This window comes from Pseudomonas sp. P179 (assembly GCF_000478485.2).
Classification (GTDB): domain Bacteria; phylum Pseudomonadota; class Gammaproteobacteria; order Pseudomonadales; family Pseudomonadaceae; genus Pseudomonas; species Pseudomonas aeruginosa.
Window position 1 is genome coordinate 6062402 of the sequence record NZ_KI517354.1, and the last position, 2314, is coordinate 6064715.

A 2314-nucleotide genomic window follows, 5' to 3' on the forward strand; every position below is an offset into this window, starting at 1 on the left:
GGCCGGACGACTGGCTGCTGACCAAGTGGCGCTACAGCGCCTTCTTCCACTCCGACCTGCTCCAGCGGATGCGCGCCGCCGGCCGCGACCAGTTGGTGCTGTGCGGCGTATACGCCCACGTCGGGGTGCTGATCTCCACGGTCGACGCCTACTCCAACGACATCCAGCCGTTCCTGGTGGCCGACGCCATCGCCGACTTCAGCGAGGCGCACCACCGCATGGCCCTGGAATACGCCGCCAGCCGCTGCGCGATGGTGGTCACCACCGACGAGGTGCTGGAATGAACGCCCTGCCCACATCGCTGTTGCAGCGCCTGCTCGAACGGCCGGCGCCGTTCGCCTTGCTCTACCGCCCGGAAAGCAATGGCCCGGGCCTGCTCGACGTGATCCGCGGCGAGGCGCTCGAACTGCACGGCCTGGCCGACCTGCCGCTGGACCAGCCCGGCCCGGGCCTGCCGCGCCATGACCTGCTGGCGCTGATTCCCTACCGGCAGATCGCCGAGCGCGGCTTCGAGGCGCTCGACGACGGCACGCCGCTGCTGGCGCTGAAGGTCCTGGAGCAGGAACTGCTGCCGCTGGAGCAGGCCCTGGCGATGCTGCCGAACCAGGCGCTGGAACTGAGCGAGGAAGGTTTCGACCTCGACGACGAGGCCTACGCCGAAGTGGTCGGGCGGGTCATCGCCGACGAGATCGGTCGCGGCGAAGGCGCCAACTTCGTGATCAAGCGGCGCTTCCAGGCGCGCATCGACGGCTACGCCACGGCCAGCGCGCTGAGCTTCTTCCGCCAGTTGCTGCTGCGCGAGAAGGGCGCCTACTGGACCTTCATCGTCCACACCGGCGAACGCACCCTGGTCGGCGCCTCGCCCGAGCGACACATCAGCGTGCGCGACGGCCTGGCGGTGATGAACCCGATCAGCGGCACCTACCGCTACCCGCCGGCCGGGCCGAACCTGGCCGAGGTCATGGAATTCCTCGACAACCGCAAGGAAGCCGACGAGCTGTACATGGTGGTGGACGAGGAGCTGAAGATGATGGCGCGGATCTGCGAGGACGGCGGCCGGGTGCTCGGTCCCTACCTCAAGGAGATGGCGCACCTGGCGCACACCGAGTACTTCATCGAGGGCCAGACCAGCCGCGACGTGCGCGAGGTGCTGCGCGAGACGCTGTTCGCCCCGACCGTCACCGGCAGCCCGCTGGAAAGCGCCTGTCGGGTGATCCGCCGCTACGAGCCGCAGGGTCGCGGCTACTACAGCGGGGTGGCGGCGCTGATCGGCGGTGACGGCCAGGGCGGGCGCACGCTGGACTCGGCGATCCTGATCCGCACCGCCGAGATCGAGGGCGACGGCCACCTGCGCATCGGCGTCGGCTCGACCATCGTGCGTCACTCCGATCCCCTGGGCGAGGCGGCGGAAAGCCGGGCCAAGGCTTCCGGGCTGATCGCCGCGCTGAAGAGCCAGGCGCCGCAGCGCCTGGGCTCGCACCCGCACGTGGTGGCGGCGCTGGCCAGCCGCAACGCGCCGATCGCCGACTTCTGGCTGCGCGGCGCCAGCGAGCGCCAGCAGTTGCAGGCCGACCTGTCCGGACGCGAGGTGCTGATCGTCGATGCCGAGGACACCTTCACCTCGATGATCGCCAAGCAGCTCAAGTCGCTGGGCCTGACGGTGACCGTGCGCGGCTTCCAGGAGCCGTACTCGTTCGACGGCTACGACCTGGTGATCATGGGCCCCGGCCCGGGCAACCCCACCGAGATCGGCCAGCCGAAGATCGGCCACCTGCACCTGGCCATCCGTTCGCTGCTCAGCGAGCGCCGGCCGTTCCTCGCCGTGTGCCTGAGCCACCAGGTGCTGAGCCTGTGCCTGGGCCTGGACCTGCAACGCCGGCAGGAGCCCAACCAGGGCGTGCAGAAACAGATCGACCTGTTCGGCGCCGCCGAGCGCGTCGGCTTCTACAACACCTTCGCCGCGCGCGCCCTGCAGGACCGCATCGAGATTCCCGAGGTCGGCCCGATCGAGATCAGCCGCGACCGCGAGACCGGCGAGGTCCATGCCCTGCGCGGGCCGCGCTTCGCCTCCATGCAATTCCACCCCGAATCGGTGCTGACCCGCGAGGGTCCGCGCATCATCGCCGACCTGCTGCGCCACGCGCTGGTCGAGCGGCGGCCCTGAGCCAGGAGAGCCCATGCACAGATATGTCGTGATAGACGCCTTCGCCAGCGAACCGCTGCAAGGCAACCCGGTGGCGGTGTTCTTCGACTGCGACGACCTCAGCGGCGAGCGCATGCAGCGCATGGCGCGGGAGATGAACCTGTCGGAGAG

2 protein-coding genes and 1 pseudogene are annotated in these 2314 nt (G+C 69.7%); all 3 read left to right on the forward strand.

Annotation, left to right across the window (positions count from 1 at the left end; all coding sequences use genetic code 11):
• Positions 1-284, forward strand: a pseudogene (phzD, locus tag HMPREF1224_RS40285) (phenazine biosynthesis protein PhzD); the annotation flags it as partial.
• On the forward strand, positions 281-2164 hold the full coding sequence (gene phzE / locus HMPREF1224_RS40290) for a phenazine biosynthesis protein PhzE (RefSeq protein ID WP_010794065.1): 1884 nt from the start codon (positions 281-283) through the stop codon (positions 2162-2164). The pseudogene phzD and the gene phzE, both read left to right, overlap by 4 nt.
• 13 nt (positions 2165-2177) lie before the next feature.
• A partial coding sequence (locus HMPREF1224_RS44865) for a PhzF family phenazine biosynthesis protein (RefSeq protein ID WP_010794066.1) occupies positions 2178-2314 on the forward strand: 137 nt, incomplete at its 3' end.

Bases quoted from the DNA above. Each gene is read 5' to 3' on its own strand.
- phzE (WP_010794065.1), top strand. From the start codon at position 281: ATGAACGCCCTGCCCACATCGCTGTTGCAGCGCCTGCTCGAACGGCCG.